Here is a 19,535-nt window from a genome sequence, read left to right on the forward strand (position 1 = left end):
CGCCGGGGGTCTCAGACCGCCGGCGTTTTTTGTTGGACTGCCGGAGGTCTGACACGCCCCAGCGTATTCATCAGCCCCACACCCGCCAGAATAATAGCCCCCCCCACAAGCATACGCAGGCTCGGCACTTCAGCTGTAATCAGAAACGCCAGCAGCAAAGTTGCGGGGGAAAGCAGGTAGATAAAGCCGGAAGAGCGGGCCACGCCAATCCGGCCCACAACATGCGCCCACGCTGCGTAGCCCAGAATGGCGGGAAAGACCGCAAGCTGCACAACCAGAATCCAGCCGGTGACCGGGGCAGTCTGCAAGCTCTGCACCGCCTGCGGAAGCCAAGGCGTCAGCAATACAGCGCCAATAATCAGCACATAGGCCGTTGTTGCCAAAGCCCCATACACCGCCACAAGTTTTTTCTGAACAGCATTATAGACTGCGGCAGAAAAGGCCGCCCCCAGCACATCTGCGGCCCCGGAGCCAAACGTCAGGCCGCCCGGTTGCCCCTGTGCCACCAGCACAACACCACAAAAACTGACCAGCGACCCAACCCAGCCCCAGACAGACAGCCGCTCTCCCATCATCCCGACAGCAAGAAGTGCTGCAATCAGCGGAGAAAAGCTTATCAGCAGACTGGCCGCGCCGGCGGAAACAGTCTGTTCCCCCAGATTGAACAGAATATTATAAAGGGAAATACCGACAGCCCCGCACACCACAAAGCGCGGCAGATCCTGCACACGCGGCAAGCGGGGGCGCGTCCAGCTCACCCACGCCAGAGCAATCACCGCCGCTAACGCATAGCGTGCAGCAGCCAGCGGGACAGGGGGAAGAACCTGCAATGCCAGACGCACAACAGGGTATGCGCTGGCCCACGATAAAATTGCCAGCGCCGCCGCAAAAACTGGCACCGGCGGGTGGGATGCAGGCAACGAATGAACCGGCGAGGCCGGAGCAGGCTGTGCATCCATAGGTCTGTTACTCTCTGCGTAAAACCTGATCTGTCATGAACGAGGCAATTTTTCCGGCAACGAAGTCCCGCTTCAGCGCGGCTTCATCATACTCATCGCGCACCCAGTCAAGAAACGGGATGCGTCCTTCGGCCTCAGCCTGATAACGCAGGAAAAATGCATCCAGAATACCGGTGCGGGACTGCCGGAAATGCCCGTATCGCCAGGACAGTTCTTTCAACGCCCGCTCTGCTGTGCCCCCTTCAAACAGGATGACCAGCCCGGATGCCAGACCCGCCCGATCCGCGCCGGATTTGCAATGCATCAGCATGGGGAACGCAATCTGCTGATATAGCCCGGCAAAACGCAGAATACGGTCGCGGTGAGGTGCGCCCCGGCTTTCAAACGCCATATCCACATGCGCCAGCCCAAGCCGGGCAGCGGCATTGCGGGAAAGCGCATCCGACCCGCATTTCCGGTGCCCACGCAAATTGACCAGCGTACGCAGATTAAAACGCCGCATGGCCCATTTTAGCCGTGCGGGGGTTGGATGATTGCAGCGATAAACCTTGCCGGGCACCACAGCGTGAAAATTTGTCCAGACCAGCCGGAAAATGGCGTGGTCCACAAACAAACTGTCTGTCCATGCCCGCGTACGACCGGCTACGGAGGAAAGATGGCCGTCAAACACGAACTGCTCCCGTTCTCATAGAAAGGACTGGTGTCTCACCCTGCTTCCTCAGCGTCAATCTTTTCAGCAGGCGCCGGGCCGTTAAGGACGGGGGCGGGCATCCAGCGTCAGGCAGAAAAACGTCAGATCCAGCCAGCGCCCAAATTTGCAGCCAACCTCTTTCATCACACCTGTCGCTTCAAACCCCAGTTGCTGATGCAGCGCAACAGATCCGGTATTCTGAGCATCAATCCCGGCCACCATCACATGCTTTCCCTGCGCACGGGCCTGCTCGATCAGCGCCTTCATCAGAGTCAGCCCCACGCCCTGCCGCTGCGCATCAGGGTGCACATACACAGAATGTTCTACCGTATGCCGGTAACCATCAAATGCCCGCCACGGCCCAAAGGTGGCATACCCAGCGACCTCCCCCGCAGCCGAGACAGCCACCAGCACCGGATACCCGGCCTGCTGGCGCTCCCGTAACCACGCCAGACGGTTGGCCTCATCGACGACCGTCTCGTTCCAGATCGCCGTCGTGTGCAGCACGGCATGGTTATAAATACTGGTAATCCGGGGAATATCCGCAGGCCAGGCGTCACGAAGCATCATCATCCGTCTTTTATGCGAGATGCTGCATGCTCAAGGCAAACCGAAACGCATCCTTTACAGACCAGACGAAGGCTGCTGTTCAGACGGCTCCCGAAGTTTGTAGAGCGATAAAGAAAATTTATTCGGCCTGCTTTTGTGAATATGTCGGACATTCACCGCATAAGTCTGCGTGTAATGGTCATGCAGCCACTGGCAAACGGGGGCTTCAACCTCATGTCTTTCGCAACCCATATAAGGCGCGACAACATACAAGGGGTTTTGCGCAAGGTCCTGCATATAACGCTTCCACGCGTTTTGCCGGAAGAAAATGTCAATGTGGTCACTGAACAAATACACATCAAACGGCTTTAAATCAGACAGATAGAAAACCGCATGAAACGTTCTGATATCCAGAACTTTGGCCTGCCCGACCTGCCGGGCAATCTCTGTATAATCGACCCGTGAGGTGTAGAGAGCGATTGTCACATTCCTTTTCACCTCTGTCCCCATGAAAAACAGGGAGGAAAGCCAAAGAGGCATGAGAGCAAGACGGGAAGGGAACGCGCCCTCACGGAACAAAATCGCCAGCATGAGTGTGGCAGGCGCAAAGCAGAGAATGAAATAATGCTGATACGGGTGCCCGGAGAGCAGCGTTGCCGGGAAGGATGAAGCAAACCACACCGGCAAAATCATGGTGCGACGTGCGGCCTCATCTGCCAGATTAAACGGGAAACGCCTTATCCATCCAAGAAGAATGGGCAGCATCAGTCCCAGATAAAACGTCATCCAGAAGACGCACTGCAACCGCTCTGAAAGCGCACCACTATAGTTGTGCAGAAAACTTCTCTGCATGGAAAAATAGGACTGCAACGCCCCATGCCCAACAATCAGATAGGGCGAAAACAGAGCAACCAGACTGACGACACCGCCCAGCCCAGCCATCACGCACCGGGAAAGCCGGAACCAGCCGGGAGAAAACAGAAGCAAAGCCATTGGCCCCAGAAGGCACACGCCCGCCAGATAATTCACATTTACGGCCAGAGCAGAAAGACAGCCTGCCAGAAAAAACAGACCCGTTTTGTTTGTTTCTATCCCTTTGAGCATCAGCGCCAGAATCAGCGCCTCAGCCACCACCAGAACCAGCTCGGTGTTCCCGGAGAGCACGTCAAAAATCGCGCCACATACAGTCAGAAGACCAAAGGCCAGACCGCGATTGAATGACCCGAACGCTCGGCTGATGGTAACAAACGCACCGCTCAACAGCACAGCCAGAAGCGTAAATTTTCCCAAAGTAAAGGGCGCAATGAGGTCCCAAAGCCCATAAAACAGGTAAACGCCGAAAGGTTTGTGATCAAACGCATAGTTGTAGGGCAGAATATGGTCCCGCAGCAGACCGCGACCGATCAGCACATAATAAGCCGGATCCCCGTCCGAAAACGGGATGACGCAATAGCTCAGCGCATACACCACAACCAGAGCGATCAGGAGATACTTCAAACCCGCAGCAAGTGCCGGAGGAACCGCCTTAGGCATAATCTCTGAGAAAAACAGACTGATCCTGTTATCTCTCTCTTGCACACGTGTTTCCTTATAGTTTGCGTTTATTATTTAAATATCATCTCAAGTATCAATTTTGATACCACTTAAAAAGTGAGTGTCTGAATTAGCCTACTTTCAGAACCAGTCATAACAGTTCTTTTTAAAGGCATTTTTTAACCTTGAACGCAAAAAAACCCGGAACGCCTTTACGACGCACCGGGTTTCTCTTGTTTTTAAAAAACTCTTACAGGCCAGAAGACCAGTAGCCGATCAACACTAAAGACCGGTTTTCAGACTTTCCGTTCGATCTGCAACTCTTTAATCCGGCCAATCGCCTTGGCGGGGTTCAGACCTTTGGGGCAGGTCTGCGTGCAGTTCATGATCGTGCGGCAGGCATAGAGCTTGAAGGTATCTTCCAGCCCATCCAGCCGGTCACCCGTATGCTCATCACGGCTGTCCGCAATCCAGCGATATGCTGCCAGCAGCACAGCTGGGCCAAGATACTTGTCCCCGTTCCACCAGTAAGACGGGCAGGACGTTGTGCAGCAGAAGCACAGAATACATTCCCACATGCCATCCAGCTTGGCGCGCTCTTCAATACTCTGCTTACGCTCGGCGTCCGGCGGCGGTGCACTGTCTGACTGCAACCACGGGTTAATCGCCCGCAGCTGCGCATAGGCCCCATCAAGGTTGGACACCAGATCCTTGACAATCGGCATGTGCGGCAGCGGATAGATGCGCACATCCCCCTTGATGTCCTTGATCGGCTTCAAGCACGCCAGCGTGTTTTCACCGTCAATATTCATCGCGCAGGAGCCGCAAATCCCTTCACGGCAGGACCTGCGGAATGTCAGCGTCGGGTCCACATCGTTTTTGATGTGGATAATGGCGTCCAGCACCATTGGCCCGATGGTATCCAGATCCACTTCATAGGAATCCACTACCGGATTTTTGTCATCATCCGGCGTCCAGCGATAAACCCTGAACGTCCTGACGTTTTTAGCCCCGGCTGGCGCGGGATAGGTTTTGCCTTTCCCGATCTCGCTGTTGCGCGGCAGTCTGAGTTCGACCATGTTCGCCTCCCTTTTTCGCCCGTTCTTCCCGCCGGCTTAGTAAACGCGCTCTTTGGGTGGGAAGACCTGCACGTCATCCGTCAGGGTCTTCAAATGCACCGGACGATAGGTCAGCTTCACGCCGCCCTTTTCATCCAGCCAGGAAACGGAGTGCTTCATCCACTCCTTGTCATCACGTTTGGGGAAATCATCCCGTGCATGCGCGCCACGGCTTTCATGCCGGGCCAGCCCGCTTTCCAGCGTAACTGTTGCATTGGCCAGAAGATTTTCAAATTCCAGTGCTTCCATCAGGTCACTGTTCCAGATCAGTGACGAGTCAGAGACGGAAATGTCCCCAAGGTCGTCCCAGATCTGGTGAATTTTATCAACACCTTCCTGCAGGCTTTCCTGTGTGCGGAAAACAGCTGCATGCGTCTGCATGTCACGCTGCAGGCGGTCCCGCATGGCGGAGACTTTCGTGCCGCCCTTGGCATAACGCAGCTTGTCCAGACGGTCGAGCGCAGCATCCCCCGCGCCAGCAGGCAGCGGTTTGATGAAGTCGCTCGGTTTAACAATTTCCGCCGCACGTTTGGACGCAGCACGACCAAACACAATCAGATCCAGGAGGGAGTTTGTGCCCAGACGGTTCGCACCATGCACGGACACACAGGCTGCTTCACCCACCGCCATCAGGCCGGGCACAACCGCATCCGGGTTTTCCGGTGTCGGGCGAATAACTTCACCATGAATATTGGTCGGAATACCGCCCATATTGTAATGCACCGTCGGCAGAACCGGCACCGGCTCCTTGGTAACATCCACACCGGCAAAAATACGCGCCGTTTCAAGAATGCCCGGCAGGCGCTGGTGCAGAAGGTCAGACCCAAGATGCTCAAGATGCATCATGATATGGTCTTTCTTCGGCCCACAGCCACGGCCTTCCTTGATCTCAATCGTCATAGCGCGGGAGACCACGTCACGCGAGGCAAGATCCTTCGCCGTCGGTGCATAACGCTCCATGAAGCGCTCACCTTCGGAGTTGGTCAGATACCCGCCTTCACCACGGCAGCCTTCCGTCAGCAGGCAGCCTGCCGGATAAATGCCGGTCGGATGGAACTGCACAAATTCCATATCCTGTGTCGGCACACCGGCCCGCATGGCCATAGCGTTGCCATCACCCGTGCAGGTATGGGCAGAGGTGCAGGACTGATAGGCACGGCCATAGCCACCCGTTGCCAGCACCACCATCTTGGCGTTGAAGCGATGGATCGTGCCATCATCCTGACACCAGGCCATAACACCACGACACTCGCCTTTGTCGTCCATAATCAGATCAATGGCGAAGTATTCGACAAAGAATTCGACGTTATGCTTCAGGCACTGCTGATACAGCGTGTGCAGAATGGCATGGCCGGTCCGGTCCGCCGCAGCGCAGGCGCGGGGCACAGGAGCTTTGCCGTATTCGCTCATATGGCCGCCGAAGGGGCGCTGATAGATTTTGCCATCTTCCGTGCGGGAGAACGGCACACCGAAATGCTCCAGTTCCTGCACAGCGGGCACGGCCTCGCGGCACATGAATTCAATGGCGTCCTGATCGCCCAGCCAGTCTGACCCTTTTACGGTGTCATACATATGCCACCGCCAGTTATCCTCGGCCATGTTCCCCAAAGAGGCCCCGATGCCGCCCTGAGCGGCCACCGTGTGGCTTCGTGTGGGAAAAACCTTGGTTACGCAGGCAGTTTTGAGGCCAGCGGCCCCCATGCCCAGCGTGGCGCGCAGGCCGGAACCGCCTGCTCCAACAACCACGACATCATAAGCGTGATCGACAATCCGGTAAGCTCCCCGGGACGGAGAGGTATTGGCATTCATCGTGACGGCGCTCCCATGTGCGTTCGGCCTGTCATGTCTTCAGATTTCGTGCCGCCGCGACATGTGGCGCAAACAGGCGGCACAGAGTTTCAGGTCTGGTCTGGTCAGGACCGCCGGTTACCGGCAGCCACAAGCTTGATTACGGCAAACACGCCCAGAAGCCCCAGCAGGGAGGTAACGAGTTTGACCAGAATACGGGTTGGCAGATGCGCCTTGCCGTGAACGTAGTCATCCACAATGACCTGCAGCCCCAGCTGCGCGTGGTAAAAGGTCGTGATAATCAGCGCGGTCAGCATGGTGGCGTTCACCGGCTTGCCGCCCCACTTCACAACCTCTGCATGGTCTGCACCGCCAAGGCGGAACATCTGGACAATAAACCATGTTGAAAGCGGCAGAAGAGACGCCGCCGTTACGCGCTCGGCCCACCAGTGCCCCGTGCCGGAGCCACCGGCTCCAAGCCCGCGGGCTCGGCCCAGCTGTGAGCGCATCACCTCAATATGAGGAGCGGAATCAGTCATATCAGGATGCCTTTCCTGCTTTGGCCACAGCGCGCGCCCGTTTGGCGGCAACGCCCAGAAGGCCCGCGGCCAGCACGGTGCTGACACCGGCGGTCACACCCACGGCAACCGGGCCATCCTTGTTCAGCTCTTCCTTGTCGTAGCGTTTGCCGGAATCCCAGATGAGATGCCGGATGCCACCGACCGTGTGATACACAACGGAAGCCAGCCACCCCACCAGCAGCAACTGCCCTGCGGGGTTGCCTGTCACCTTGCGCGCTGTCGCAAACGCTTTCGGTCCTTTGGCGGCAGCAGCCAGCCAGAACACGCCAAGAGCAGCGCCGCCGGTTGCGGCAACGCCCGTCAGGCGGTTCGAAATTGAAAGAACCATGGACAGGCGATAGCGGTAAATTTGCAGATGCGGCGACATAGGCCGCTGAATGAGTCTGCCGTCACTTCGGGTCCCTACGTAGAGGGCCTTGCGGATATCCTGCATTGTCAGCCTCGTATCCTGTCCGTCTATCCCTTACACCGGCTCAGACCGGCGTTTCTGCATCGAAATTTGTCCTACGCCCCAACCCGCAGACCGGTCAATTCAACCAGCCAACACGAGCCCGCGAGCCGGGGTAACCTCACTCAGCCGTGTCTGGGCAGGAGGTCCAGGGCAATCATCGTCTCGGCAATCTGCACTGCGTTCAAAGCCGCACCTTTCCGCAGATTATCGGACACGCACCAGAAGGCGAGGCCGTTGGGAACCGTCGGATCGACACGAAGGCGTGAAACATAGGTTGCGTCTTCACCCACGCACTCAATCGGAGTCACATAGCCGCCATCTTCGCGTTCATCGCGCAGAATCACGCCTTCTGCTTCACGCAGAACTTCACGCGCACGGGCCAGATCCACAGGCTCGGCAAACTCCGCCACAACGGCTTCAGAATGGCCAATAAACACCGGTACGCGAACGCAGGTGGCAATCACGGACACGTCGGGGTCGAGAATTTTTCTCGTCTCCACGGCCATTTTCCATTCTTCCTTGGTCGCACCATCATCCATGAAGCGATCAATCTGCGGGATGCAGTTAAAGGCAATCTGCTTCTGAAACTGCTCGATCTTCGGCGGGTCATTCACAAAGCTGCCGCGCGTCTGGGCAAACAGCTCGTCCATCCCGTCTTTCCCGGCACCGGACACAGCCTGATAGGTGGAGACCACAACGCGCTTAAGCGTGAACAGGTCATGCAGCGGCTTGAGGGCCACAACCATCTGAATGGTTGAGCAATTCGGGTTGGCAATAATATTGCGCTTCATGCGCTTGAGCGCATCCGGGTTTACTTCCGGCACCACCAGCGGCACATCCGGGTCCATGCGGAAGTGGGAGGTGTTATCAATCACCACACAGCCCGCTTTGGCGGCAATGGGAGCATATTTGGCTGAGACCTCACCACCCGGGGAGAACAGACCAACATCCCAGCCTTTGAAATCAAAGGTTTCAAGATTCCGGACCTTGAGCGTACGATCCCCAAACGAGATTTCACGCCCGGCAGACCGTGGTGACGCCAGCGCAACAATATCGTCAACGGGGAACTCCCGCTCGGCCAGTGTCTTTAAAATTTCACGCCCTACTGCTCCGGTGGCGCCTACAACTGCAACCCGATACCCCATAACTCTATCCCTTACTCATTCCTGCCAAAGCCTGACCGGGCAGGAAACCTAGACCAAACCGGGTAAAAATGGAATTGCGGAGCATGCCCTTCCGTTGCGCAAGGAGAAATGAAATATGACTTCACCCCCCGCATCTCCCGCCATTCCCGCCCCGGTTGTTGCGCCCGCAGCCACCCATCCGGCTCCCGCCGGAACACTGGTGATCCTCGGTGCGGCGGGAGATCTGACCCACCGGCTGCTGGTCCCCGCACTGTATGACCTGACCTGCAATGGCTTTCTGCCAGATGATTTCCGGATTATCGGCGTCAGTCTTGAACAGGAGACCACAGAAAGCTGGGTCGCATCCCTGCGTGCCAAAATGGAAAGCTTCACGCAGGACAGACATGCTGAATTTTATACGGTCAGCATTAATGAGGATGCATGGTCCTGGCTGGCCAGCCGGATGACCTACCGCGCACTGGACTTCACGTCTGTTGACGCGTTGCGGGAACTGGCCCCGGATATCAGCGGGGGCAACGCCGTCTTCTACCTCGCCACGCCGCCGCGCTTTTTTGGCACCGCAGCGGAAAGTCTGGCACGGGCCGGACTGATGGAAGAAGCTCCTGACCGCTTCCGGCGGCTGGTGGTGGAAAAACCTTTTGGCACAGATCTGCACTCTGCTCAGGCGTTAAACGCGCATCTCCTGTCCTTCCTCAAGGAAACGCAGATTTACCGGGTGGACCATTTTCTGGGGAAGGAGACCGTGCAGAACCTGCTGGCACTCCGCTTCAGCAATCTGCTGTTCGACCCGCTCTGGCGGCGCGACTATATCGACCATATCCAGATTACCGCCGCAGAAACACTCTCCGTCGAAGGGCGAGGCGTTTTTTACGATGCCACAGGCGCACTGCGGGACATGGTGCCCAACCACCTGTTCCAGCTGCTCGCGCTGGTCGCCATGGAGCCGCCCTCATCCCTGAAGGCTGAAGCTATCCGGAATGCCAAGCAGCAGGTTTTTGACGCCATTCGCCCCATCACGCCGGAAAACGCTGTGCGCGGGCAGTATACCGCAGGCGCCGTGGCCGGACGCACTATCGAAGCCTATCGCGCCAGCCCCGGCGTCAACCCGAACAGCACCACGGAAACCTACGCGGCGCTGAAAATTGAAATTGATACCTGGCGCTGGGCCGGGGTGCCCTTCTATTTGCGCACCGGCAAAGCCCTGAGCTCCAACGTGACGGAAATAGTGGTGCAGTTCAAACAGACACCGCATCCCCTGTTCCACACGGCAGACGGCACACCGCAAGCGCCTAATCGGTTTGTTTATAATATCCGGCCGGAAAAAGGGGCGGACCTGCATTTCAACGCAAAGCATCCCGGCCCGGAAACCGTGGTGGAAGAAGTGGTGTCCCAGTTCCGCTACCAGAATGCCTTCGGGGCTATCCCCAATGTGGGGTATGAAACCCTGCTGTATGACTGCCTGCAAGGCAACGCCACACTCTTCCAGCGCGCCGATAATATTGAGGCTGGCTGGCGCGCCGTAGACCCGGTTCTGCAAGCCTGGAGCAAGGCGACCACCGCGCCGGAATTTTATGAAGCCGGCAGCACCGGTCCCGCTGGGGCAGACACTCTTCTGGCTCGTGATGGACGCTGCTGGGCACCCTTTGGCCAGCTTAAAAAAGACAGTTGATCTCAGGAAACTCTTTTAAAAGACAGTGCTCCCGTCTCCTGTCATGAAAACCCCGACAGGACAGAATTTTTTTGATGCATGTCAATGCGATTTTTCATCACACTCTGCCTAGTGAGAGGAGGAAATTCCTGATAACAGGGCCGCGCCACGCATATAAAAAAGACGGGGCTCTCTGGAACGTATTTCCAGCAACGAAAACAAAAAGGGACTGAGAGAATGTCAGGAAAAATGAAAGCCGCAGTGGTGCGCGAATTCGGCAAACCTCTGAGCATTGAAGAACTGGATATTCCTGATATCCGTCCGAACGAGATTCTGGTCAAAATGATTGCCTGCGGCGTCTGTCATACAGACCTGCATGCCGCTGAAGGGGACTGGCCGAAAAAACCCACCCTCCCGTTTATTCCGGGACATGAAGGCGTCGGCACTGTTGTGAAAGCGGGCAGTGCTGTCACCCATGTGAAGGTCGGCGACGACGTTGGCGTGCCCTGGCTGTATTCTGCCTGCGGCCATTGTGAACACTGCCTTGGTGGTTGGGAAACTTTGTGTGCTAAACAGGAAGATACCGGCTATTCCGTTAATGGCTGCTTTGCTGAATATGTGGTGGCAGACCCCAACTATGTTGCACTCCTCCCCAAAGGCATAGACCCTGTGCAGGTCGCCCCCGTGCTGTGCGCTGGCCTGACAGTCTATAAAGGTCTGAAAATGACCGACACAAAGGCGGGGAACTGGGTCGCCATTTCCGGCGTTGGCGGACTGGGGCAGATGGCGGTGCAATATGGCGTCGCCATGGGTCTGAACGTGGTGGCCGTTGACATTGATGATGAAAAACTTGCCATCGCCCGGAAACTCGGCGCGGCTTTGACCGTTAATGCCAGAGAGACAGACCCGGCGGCTTTTATGCAAAAGGAAGTTGGTGGTGTTCATGGCGGTCTGATTACTGCCGTTTCCACCAAGGCTTTTTCGCAGGCCATGGGGTATGTCCGGGCTGGGGGAACACTTGTTCTGAATGGCCTGCCACCGGGCGATTTTCCTATCTCGATCTTCGATATGGTGATGAATGGCACCACCATCCGCGGATCCATTGTCGGGACACGCCTTGATATGATTGAGGCCCTGTCCTTCTTTGCAGATGGGAAAGTAAAATCGGTAACGCAGACAGACCGGCTGGAGAATATAAACTCTATTTTTGAACGCCTCGAAGAAGGTAAGGTGGAAGGCCGGATCGTGATCGACTTTCGCGCCTGATACTTCCGAGGCATTCGGAAAGGCTCACGAATATGGCTTACAAGACTGTCAATCCGTACACCAACGAGACGATCGCCACTTTTCCTGACCTGAAAGATGCCGAACTGGATTCTCTGCTGTCACAGGCAGAGAAAACCTACAAAAGCTGGCGCAATACGTCCTTTGCTGACCGCGCCAGCATCCTGCACAAAGCTGCCAGCCTGCTACGCGAGCAAAGCGAAGAGTATGCAAAGCTGCTCACGCTGGAAATGGGCAAACTCAAGCGTGAAGCGTTAGGGGAAGTTGCCCTGTCTGCTGATATTCTTGATTATTATGCCGACAATGCAGAAAATTTTCTGGCACCCCAGAAAATCCCCGGCGGTAGTGAACGGGGTGATGACGCCATGCTTATCAGCCAGCCGCTTGGTATCCTGCTGGCTATTGAACCGTGGAACTTCCCCTACTATCAGCTGGCCCGCGTGGCCGGACCGCATCTGATGGCAGGGAATGTGGTTGTGGTAAAACATGCTTCCATTGTTCCTCAATGTGCCGCAGCGTTTGAAAAACTCTTCCATGATGCAGGGGCTCCGGCAGGACTCTACACAAACCTGTTCGCCACACGTCAGCAGTTGGAAAAACTGATTGATGACCCGCGCATTCAGGGTATCGCCCTGACGGGGAGCGAAGGGGCAGGGGCCACCGTCGCTGCTCAGGCTGGCAAGAACCTGAAAAAGACCACCATGGAACTGGGCGGCAGTGATGCCTTCATTGTTCTGGATGATGCTGATCTTGAAAAGTCCGTCAAATGGGCTGTCTGGGGCCGCATGAATAACGGTGGGCAATGCTGTGTGGCATCCAAGCGCATTATTGTGCAGGAAAACATTTCAGACCAGTTTTTCAAACGCTTTAGTGAAGAACTTGCAAAACTTGCTCCCGGGGATCCGTCTGATGACGCAACCGGCGTGCCGCCCATGTCCTCTCAGTCCGCCGCAGACCAGCTCAACCAGCAGGTTGAAGACGCCGTAAAAAATGGGGCTAAAGCGCACCGCGTTGGCCCAACGCCACCGAACAAGGGGGCCTTTGTTCAGACCACGATCCTGACTGACCTGACACGCGACAATCCGGCTTTCCATCAGGAATTTTTTGGACCCGTGGCACTCTTCTTTACCGTGAAGGATGAGAAGGAAGCCATTGAACTGGCTAACGATACCCCTTACGGGCTGGGTGGCTCTGTGTTTACGCAGGATACCAAGCGCGGTGTTGAGGTTGCCAAGCAGATTTACACCGGCATGGTGTATATCAACCACCCGACATGGACCCGGCCGGATCTGCCTTTTGGTGGCGTCAAACGCTCCGGCTATGGACGTGAACTCGCCATGCTGGGGATTGAAGAGTTCGTTAATAAGAAGCTCATCAATGTCGTGCCGATTGATGCTCCGGCCTGATTTCAGGCCTCAGTAAACACGCAAAAAGGCGACAGATTTTATTCTGTCGCCTTTTTTATCAGGCCTTTTGTCCATCCTGCTTCAACACATGCTCAACCAGTTTCACGCCGGTTTCCACCAGCTTTTCTGTCAGGCGCGCACCGGTTTCTGCTGAACAGAGGCGCGGGTCTCCCCGCCCAATCCCATTCGATGCCGTGCAATCACCTTCAAGCGGCACGGAAATCAGAGTACCATTCAGATCCAGTGTGCCAAAATCTGAAACATTTAGGCCCCACGCTGTTTTATCTGTATGGGTTCGCGGAATACGATCCTCCCGCACCAGATCAGGCAGCACATGCATCCCGATACTTGTCAGCGGATTTGCGCCATGCCCACCAGACTGCGCCGCCTGCTCTGCACCAACAAGCTGGGGCAAGAAACTGGCTGCAACACGCCACAGATAAAAGCTTGGAATCACAATACTATCCCGCAGCCAGATGCTGCGGGTAACATCATGAATCATAGTGCAGTTCCCACCATGCCCGTTCAGGATAATGATGCGGGTGAGACCATGCCGAAGCAGACTGTCCAGCATATCCCGCAACACAGCCTGCAATGTTGTTTGAGACAGGGCAATGCCACCCGGCATGTATCCAAAATAGTCAGCGCCACCAAACGGCAGAACAGGCGCAACGTAGACCTCATGCCCTGCGGCGGAGGCCTTTCTGGCAATTTGCTCTGCCATGGCATCTGCCAGAAGGTAGTCCCCCATCGGCATATGCGGTCCCTGATCTTCAAAACTGCCTAATGGCAAAAGAATAACAGGGGAGCGCGCAACAGCCTCCCGCATTTCAGATGCGGTCAGATGCGCCATCTGGAATTTGGTCTGCACCATGCTGGCCCCTTACTGTTTCACAACTGGAAGCAGGATGGAGGTCGCCTCCTTGCCGCCATGATGAATGCTCTGGGTCGCCACCGTATAATCTGCCGGTTTGGCATCAAAAATATTCGGCACGAACTTCTGAGGGTTCCGATCATAAAGCGGGAACCAGGAGGACTGGATCTGCACCATAATCCGATGCCCTTTTGCAAACACATGGTTCACAGCAGGAAGCGTGAAGTGATAATGCAGCGTTGCATCAGGCTGAAGCGCTTCCGGTTTGGCAAAGTCCCTCCGGTAACGGCCCCGGAAAATATCCATGGACACAGGCAGTTCATACCCGCCCATTTTCGGATCATCCGGTGTCATGGAAGGCTGTACGTCAATCAGCTTCACCACCCAGTCTGAATCCGTGCCGCTTGTCGCGGCAAACAGATCTGCCACCGGCACACCGCTCACGCGCACAGGCTCGTCCAGCACTTCCGTTTCATACGTCACGACATCCGGGCGAGATTCAGCTTCCCGCTGGTCCTGCACCAGCCAGGGCTTCCACCGGCTGCTCTGCGCAAAGGCGAAGGGGCGGGAGATGAACGGAACAGGATGCGCCGGGTCAGACACATAGCTATCCGCCCCGTCTGTTGTTGGGCGTGTAAAGCTCAGCCCGTGCCCGTCTGCCAGATAAAGCGGGGTCAGGCTGCCTGTGCAGTTGCTTTCACAAACAGAGGGCCAGGAACGGTAATAATCCCATTTCTGATCGCCTGTATTGTAAATGATTGCGTCAGGCAGATGCACAGAGGCACTGCCAGGCTTCAGATATTCATCAAAGAACGGTCGGAACACATCGCGCCGATACTGGTGTGCTGTATCCCCTTCAAATTCCAGCGGACCAAGAGTGGAACCGTTATAATTCACCCCACTATGCCGCCAGGGGCCCATCACCAGCGTGTTCGGCGCTTTGACATCCGCATCCTTCAGCGCCTGCCAGGCGTGAATGGCACCCCACATATCTTCCTGATCCCACAGGCCCTGTTCCCACAACATCGGAACGGTTGGCTTGCGCTGAGCCAGAATTTTATCCAGCGCCTGCCCCTGCCAGAACGCATCATACGCCGGGTGTGCGTGCATCCGCTGCCAGAACGGATACTGGTCGAGACCGACCTGTGTGGCAAAACTCCCTGCGGATCCTGCTTTTAGAAAATTTGTGTAATCATCAGCATCTCTGCGGGGAATGTCATTCCCTCCGCCACGCGCCGTCATCTGCCCGACAAAGTAATCAAATGAGCCCTGACGGAACGCACCGTAATGGAACCAGTCATCTCCCATCCAGCCATCCACCATCGGGCTTTCCGGCGCAGCCACTTTCAGGGCCGGGTGCGGGTCCAGCAGCGCCATGACAACTGTAAAGCCCTCGTAGGAAGACCCAGTCATACCAACGCGACCATTGGACTCCGGCACATTATGCACCAGCCAGTCCACTGTATCCCACGCATCAGTGGTTTCATCCGTTTTTGTGGGGTTTAGCGGGCCGTGCGGTGGGCGCGTCATCACATAATCGCCCTGAGAGCCATATTTCCCGCGGATATCCTGAAACACGCGGATATAGCCGCCCTCCACAAACACATCATCGCCCTGCGGCAGAATTTCCCGCATGGTCAGTGCGTTGGACACACGGTTGGCACGCCCTTTGGCGTTATAGGGGGTGCGTGTCAAAAGAATGGGGGCGTTACGGGCATTTTTCGGAATAACAATAACCGTATAAAGCTTCACGCCGTCCCGCATGGGAACCATAACCTCGCGCTTGATGTAATCACGCAGCTGGTCTGTTGGCATATGCACGCTGGCCGGAATATCGCTGCCGGTCTGCACGCTCAGCGGGTCATGCGCCGGTGCCGCTGCGGCGGTGGGGGCTGCGGCCTGCGCAGCAGGAAGGGTTGCCGCCAGCAACACCCCGGAGAGGGCAACTCCGGCCCACAGGCTCCTTTTTTTCAGAGCGGCGTTCTGTTTAAAAATGGTAATGTTTTTCACCATGATCCTGCGCTTTTATCTGGACTGTGCTTGTTAAGCTGGTGCTCAGACGATGCGTTGGATCAGGCGGTTCGTCCACCCTGTTTTTCTTAGAAAACGATTCTCAGGCGATACAGTCGGGGGAAAGGCAGCTTTCCCCCGGCTTCTCAAACGTCGGTCAAACTTACCGAAGTTCTTTAAAAAATGATGATATCAGGCCGGGCAGATTACAGGTGCAACCTGTGCAAACGCCCAGTCCAGCCAGGGCAGAAGCGCGCTGACATCGGACGCTTCTACCGTCGCACCACCCCAGATCCGCAGGCCAGGCGGGGCATCACGATAGCTGGCAATATCAAACGCCACGCCTTCCTTATCCAGCAAAGCGACCATCTGTTTGACAGTCTTCATCTGCTCGGTGCGCTCCAGTGCTAAAAACCACGGAGCCACAATGCGGAGGCAGATCGCGGTAGAGGAACGCTCTGACTCATTACGGGCCAGAAACTCCACCCAGTCCGTTTTGGCTTCCCAAGCCGTCACTGCGGCCAGATTGGCCTGACTACGAGCTTTCAACCCGGCAAGCCCACCAACGGACTCAGCCCATTTCAGGCTGTCCAGCGCATCTTCCACACACAGCATGGAGGGCGTGTTGATGGTGTCACCCCGGAAGATGCCTTCAATCAACTTGCCTTTGCCCATCAGACGGAAAATCTTGGGCAGAGGACGCGGGGCTTCAAAACTTTCCAGCCGCTCCACAGCGCGCGGGGAAAGAGCCAGCATCCCATGCGCAGCCTCGCCCCCCAGCGCTTTCTGCCAAGACCATGTGACAACATCCAGACGGTCCCACGGCAGATCCATCGCAAAGGCGGCAGACGTCGCATCGCAAATCACCAGCCCCTCATGGTCGGCCGGAATGGCGTCAGCAGACGGCAGACGCACACCGGACGTGGTGCCGTTCCAGGCCAGAACCACATCATGCGTCCAGTCCACCTGAGCAAGGTCGGGCAACTGACCGTATTCGGCTTTCAGAACCCGGGCATTGTCCAGCTTGAGCTGAGAGACAATGTCCTGCGCCCACAGAGAGGAGAAACTTTCAAACGCCAGCACATCCACAGGCCGGGCACCCAGCAGGGACCACAGAGCCATTTCCACCGCACCGGTATCGGAGGCCGGGACAATCCCCACACGCCAGCCTTCGGGAATACCCAGAATAGCTGCGGAACGGTCAATCACCTCCGCCAGTCTGGCCCGCCCCTCCGCAGAGCGATGGGAGCGGCCCGTCAGCGCATTGCTCAGCGCAGAGACATCCCACCCCGGGCGCTTGGCGCAGGGGCCGGAGGAAAAACACGGATTGGCAGGACGGCAAGCCGGACGGGAGGAATTTTCGGAATGTGTGGAGGTCATCACCCTGTCCGGTTTAAAGGAAGTGAGACAAATTGTGGTGCGAGAGAGGGGACTCGAACCCCTATGCCTTGCGGCGGTCGATTTTGAGCCGACTACGTCTACCGATTCCGTCACTCTCGCGGCAGGGCCCTCCCTACCAGCAAAAAGGCTGGCAGAAAAGGCCACTCAGGATTACCGGCAGACGCGGGCAGACCCGTCTGCGGCAATATAGGTGCCCGTCTGGGTATTAAAGCAGGCATTCTGCACGCAGCTGTTCCCGCTGGTGAGCGGCTGCGGATAGTTCTGCGTCGCCATGGCCTGACTTTCCCGCGCAGCCGTGCCGCACAACGGGGTGTTGGCCGGGGCGGAGGGATCGTTCGTCAGATGGCTTTCATCCACGGGATTCCCCTGCTGGATGGCCATGTTTGGCGGGAAGGTCTGTAACGGAACCTTCTGCTGTGCTGCGGGCTGGGCAGCACACCCGGCGAGCAGCCCCAGAGCAAGACAATAGCCCAGCGGGCGAAGAAAACGCGTAGACATGCGGACAGTCCCCTAAAAGCAGGTTGGGCCTCACAGCCCCCGTTTCTTTCCGTGCATTCTGCACTGCCTGACACCATAGGCAGGATCAGAATTCAACCTCAACCGGGCTTCTATAGCCCCTTACAGTTCCAAAGTCGTCTGTTCAGCCTTCGCTGGCTTTTTACGGGCAATTACAGCGTCACGCTGACCGTCACCAAAGGTCAGCACAACATCTTCTCCCACCTTCAGCTTGCGCGCAGATGTCACGGGCTGGCCACCAGCTGTCACCAGTGCATAGCCCCGCGCCAGCACCGCCTGTGGTGACACGGCTTCCAGTTGCCCGCCAGCACCCGCCAGTGCTGCGCGCCGTTCCCGCACCAGAGCCGCCAGCGGAGCCGGAGAAATCCGCAACCGCCCCAGCCGGGCTTCCCGCGTTTGCAGGCCATGCCGCAGACCTGTCTGCAAAGCACTCCCCAGCAAGGCCAGCCGGGTGCGGCGGCCCGAAAGCAGTGTTTCCACTGCGGGCATATGCCGCTCCACCGCCACCAGTGCCACACGCCGCCCCTGCACAAAGCCGGGCAGGGCAACATCCAGCCTGCGCCCCCGGTCATCCAGCATCATCCGCGCCGTGCCGAGCAAACCGGGCAGATCAGGCAGGGCCGCCGCTGCCCGGTCCAGCCGCAGCCGGGCCGTTTGCAGCATACGAGACAATGCCCCAAGCGCACGTGCCCCGCGATGCTCCAGCTGCGCCAGCATTTCCGTGCGCACCGGCACCGCCAGTTCTGCCGCAGCAGTCGGTGTGGGCGCACGGCGGTCCGAGGCAAAATCAATCAGCGTGGTGTCGGTCTCATGCCCCACGGCGGAAATCAGCGGGATGCTACTCGCTGCCGCGGCGCGCACCACGGCTTCATCATTAAACGCCATCAGGTCTTCCAGAGACCCGCCACCACGCGCCACAATCAGCACATCCGGGCGCGGCACGTTGCCGCTGCCATCCAGCGCAGAAAACCCGTTAATAGCCGCCGTAATCTGCGCGGCAGCGCCTTCCCCCTGCACAGCCACAGGCCACACCAGCACCGGGCGCGGGAAGCGACGCAAAAGGGTCGTGCAGATATCATGCAGCACAGCACCCTGCGCCGAGGTCACCACCCCAATCACACGCGGCAGCAAGGGCAGGGGGCGTTTACGCTCCGCGTCAAACAGCCCTTCTGCCGCCAGTTTCAGCCGCAGGCGTTCAATGCGGGCCAGCAGAGCGCCTTCCCCCGCATATTCCATCCGCTCCACGACGAGCTGATAGCTGGAGCGTTCGCCGTAAGCGGAGATCTTGCCGGTTGCGATAATTTCCAGCCCGTTTTCCGGCACCAGCCCAAGACGGGAGACTGAGCCGCGCCACACCACGCCGGAAATCTTGCCGCGCTCATCTTTGAGCGAGAAATAGAGGTGGCCGGAGGGGTAGCGCTTGAATTCGGTAATCTCACCGCGCACCCGCACACGGCCAAACGTGCCCTCAAGCGTGCGCCTGATAGCCCCGGAAATTTCGGAGACACTATATTCCGGCACATTCCCACCGGGAGGTGCCCCTGCTGCAAGCCCTTCGATCATTTGCCCAACCTATGCTAC

At 57.2% G+C, this 19,535-nt stretch carries 17 protein-coding genes and 1 tRNA gene; 3 read left to right on the forward strand and 15 right to left on the reverse strand.

Translation table 11 applies throughout. The annotated features are described in order from the left end of the window. Positions 1-11: 11 nt before the first annotated feature. From HK23_RS08095 to HK23_RS08135, 9 genes are all read right to left on the reverse strand, one after another. Positions 12-959 carry a DMT family transporter gene (locus HK23_RS08095; protein WP_086653581.1) on the reverse strand — a complete coding sequence of 316 codons (948 nt, stop codon included), beginning with the start codon at positions 957-959 and terminating at the stop codon, positions 12-14. Positions 960-966: 7 nt separating this feature from the next. Next, positions 967-1,629, reverse strand: a complete 663-nt coding sequence (locus tag HK23_RS08100) for a fused DSP-PTPase phosphatase/NAD kinase-like protein (protein ID WP_043550401.1) — start codon at positions 1,627-1,629, stop codon at positions 967-969. 81 nt (positions 1,630-1,710) lie between these two features. After that, entirely contained in the window at positions 1,711-2,220 is a 510-nt protein-coding gene (locus HK23_RS08105) for a GNAT family N-acetyltransferase (protein ID WP_086653670.1), read from the reverse strand. A 54-nt stretch (positions 2,221-2,274) separates the two neighbouring features. After that, positions 2,275-3,777 (reverse strand): glycosyltransferase family protein, encoded by a 1,503-nt coding sequence (locus tag HK23_RS08110; protein WP_143217519.1) that lies wholly within the window; start codon positions 3,775-3,777, stop codon positions 2,275-2,277. Positions 3,778-4,028: 251 nt separating this feature from the next. After that, the gene (locus tag HK23_RS08115; protein WP_063907313.1) at positions 4,029-4,811 is read right to left on the reverse strand and encodes a succinate dehydrogenase iron-sulfur subunit; all 783 of its coding nucleotides are present in this window, start codon (positions 4,809-4,811) and stop codon (positions 4,029-4,031) included. A gap of 36 nt (positions 4,812-4,847) precedes the next feature. Further along, the gene (gene sdhA / locus HK23_RS08120; protein WP_086653583.1) at positions 4,848-6,659 is read right to left on the reverse strand and encodes a succinate dehydrogenase flavoprotein subunit; all 1,812 of its coding nucleotides are present in this window, start codon (positions 6,657-6,659) and stop codon (positions 4,848-4,850) included. 104 nt (positions 6,660-6,763) lie between these two features. Further along, positions 6,764-7,177, reverse strand: coding sequence for a succinate dehydrogenase, hydrophobic membrane anchor protein (sdhD, locus tag HK23_RS08125; RefSeq protein WP_086653584.1), 414 nt, complete (start codon positions 7,175-7,177; stop codon positions 6,764-6,766). Between the two features lies 1 nt (position 7,178). Then, positions 7,179-7,652, reverse strand: a complete 474-nt coding sequence (sdhC, locus tag HK23_RS08130) for a succinate dehydrogenase, cytochrome b556 subunit (RefSeq protein WP_063907311.1) — start codon at positions 7,650-7,652, stop codon at positions 7,179-7,181. 140 nt (positions 7,653-7,792) lie between these two features. Continuing rightward, a complete protein-coding gene (locus HK23_RS08135) occupies positions 7,793-8,815 on the reverse strand; it encodes an aspartate-semialdehyde dehydrogenase (protein ID WP_063907310.1) in 1,023 nt (340 codons plus the stop codon). Positions 8,816-8,930: 115 nt separating this feature from the next. Here HK23_RS08135 and zwf point away from each other — a divergent pair, with 115 nt between their 5' ends. The 3 genes from zwf (at position 8,931) to HK23_RS08150 (ending at position 13,153) form a co-directional block, all read left to right on the forward strand. Beyond that, complete coding sequence (gene zwf / locus HK23_RS08140; RefSeq protein ID WP_086653585.1) at positions 8,931-10,484, forward strand: glucose-6-phosphate dehydrogenase; 1,554 nt, start codon at positions 8,931-8,933, stop codon at positions 10,482-10,484. Between the two features lie 216 nt (positions 10,485-10,700). Then, a complete protein-coding gene (gene adhP / locus HK23_RS08145) occupies positions 10,701-11,729 on the forward strand; it encodes an alcohol dehydrogenase AdhP (RefSeq protein ID WP_063907308.1) in 1,029 nt (342 codons plus the stop codon). Between the two features lie 32 nt (positions 11,730-11,761). Then, complete coding sequence (locus HK23_RS08150) at positions 11,762-13,153, forward strand: NAD-dependent succinate-semialdehyde dehydrogenase (protein WP_086653586.1); 1,392 nt, start codon at positions 11,762-11,764, stop codon at positions 13,151-13,153. Between the two features lie 58 nt (positions 13,154-13,211). On the opposite strand, the gene HK23_RS08155 is transcribed toward HK23_RS08150, so the two are convergent. The 6 genes from HK23_RS08155 to xseA all read right to left on the reverse strand — a co-directional run bounded on the left by HK23_RS08155 (position 13,212) and on the right by xseA (position 19,517). Further along, a complete protein-coding gene (locus HK23_RS08155) occupies positions 13,212-14,027 on the reverse strand; it encodes a creatininase family protein (RefSeq protein WP_256940117.1) in 816 nt (271 codons plus the stop codon). Positions 14,028-14,036: 9 nt separating this feature from the next. After that, positions 14,037-16,040 (reverse strand): CocE/NonD family hydrolase, encoded by a 2,004-nt coding sequence (locus tag HK23_RS08160; protein ID WP_086653587.1) that lies wholly within the window; start codon positions 16,038-16,040, stop codon positions 14,037-14,039. Positions 16,041-16,229: 189 nt separating this feature from the next. After that, entirely contained in the window at positions 16,230-17,417 is a 1,188-nt protein-coding gene (locus tag HK23_RS08165; RefSeq protein WP_086653588.1) for a phosphoserine transaminase, read from the reverse strand. 35 nt (positions 17,418-17,452) lie between these two features. After that, positions 17,453-17,537, reverse strand: a tRNA-Leu gene (locus HK23_RS08170). 51 nt (positions 17,538-17,588) lie between these two features. Continuing rightward, on the reverse strand, positions 17,589-17,936 hold the full coding sequence (locus HK23_RS08175; RefSeq protein WP_062250383.1) for a hypothetical protein: 348 nt from the start codon (positions 17,934-17,936) through the stop codon (positions 17,589-17,591). Positions 17,937-18,056: 120 nt separating this feature from the next. Next, on the reverse strand, positions 18,057-19,517 hold the full coding sequence (xseA, locus tag HK23_RS08180) for an exodeoxyribonuclease VII large subunit (RefSeq protein WP_086653589.1): 1,461 nt from the start codon (positions 19,515-19,517) through the stop codon (positions 18,057-18,059). Between the last annotated feature and the right edge of the window lie 18 nt (positions 19,518-19,535).

The organism is Acetobacter malorum (assembly GCF_002153605.1).
GTDB lineage: Bacteria > Pseudomonadota > Alphaproteobacteria > Acetobacterales > Acetobacteraceae > Acetobacter > Acetobacter malorum_A.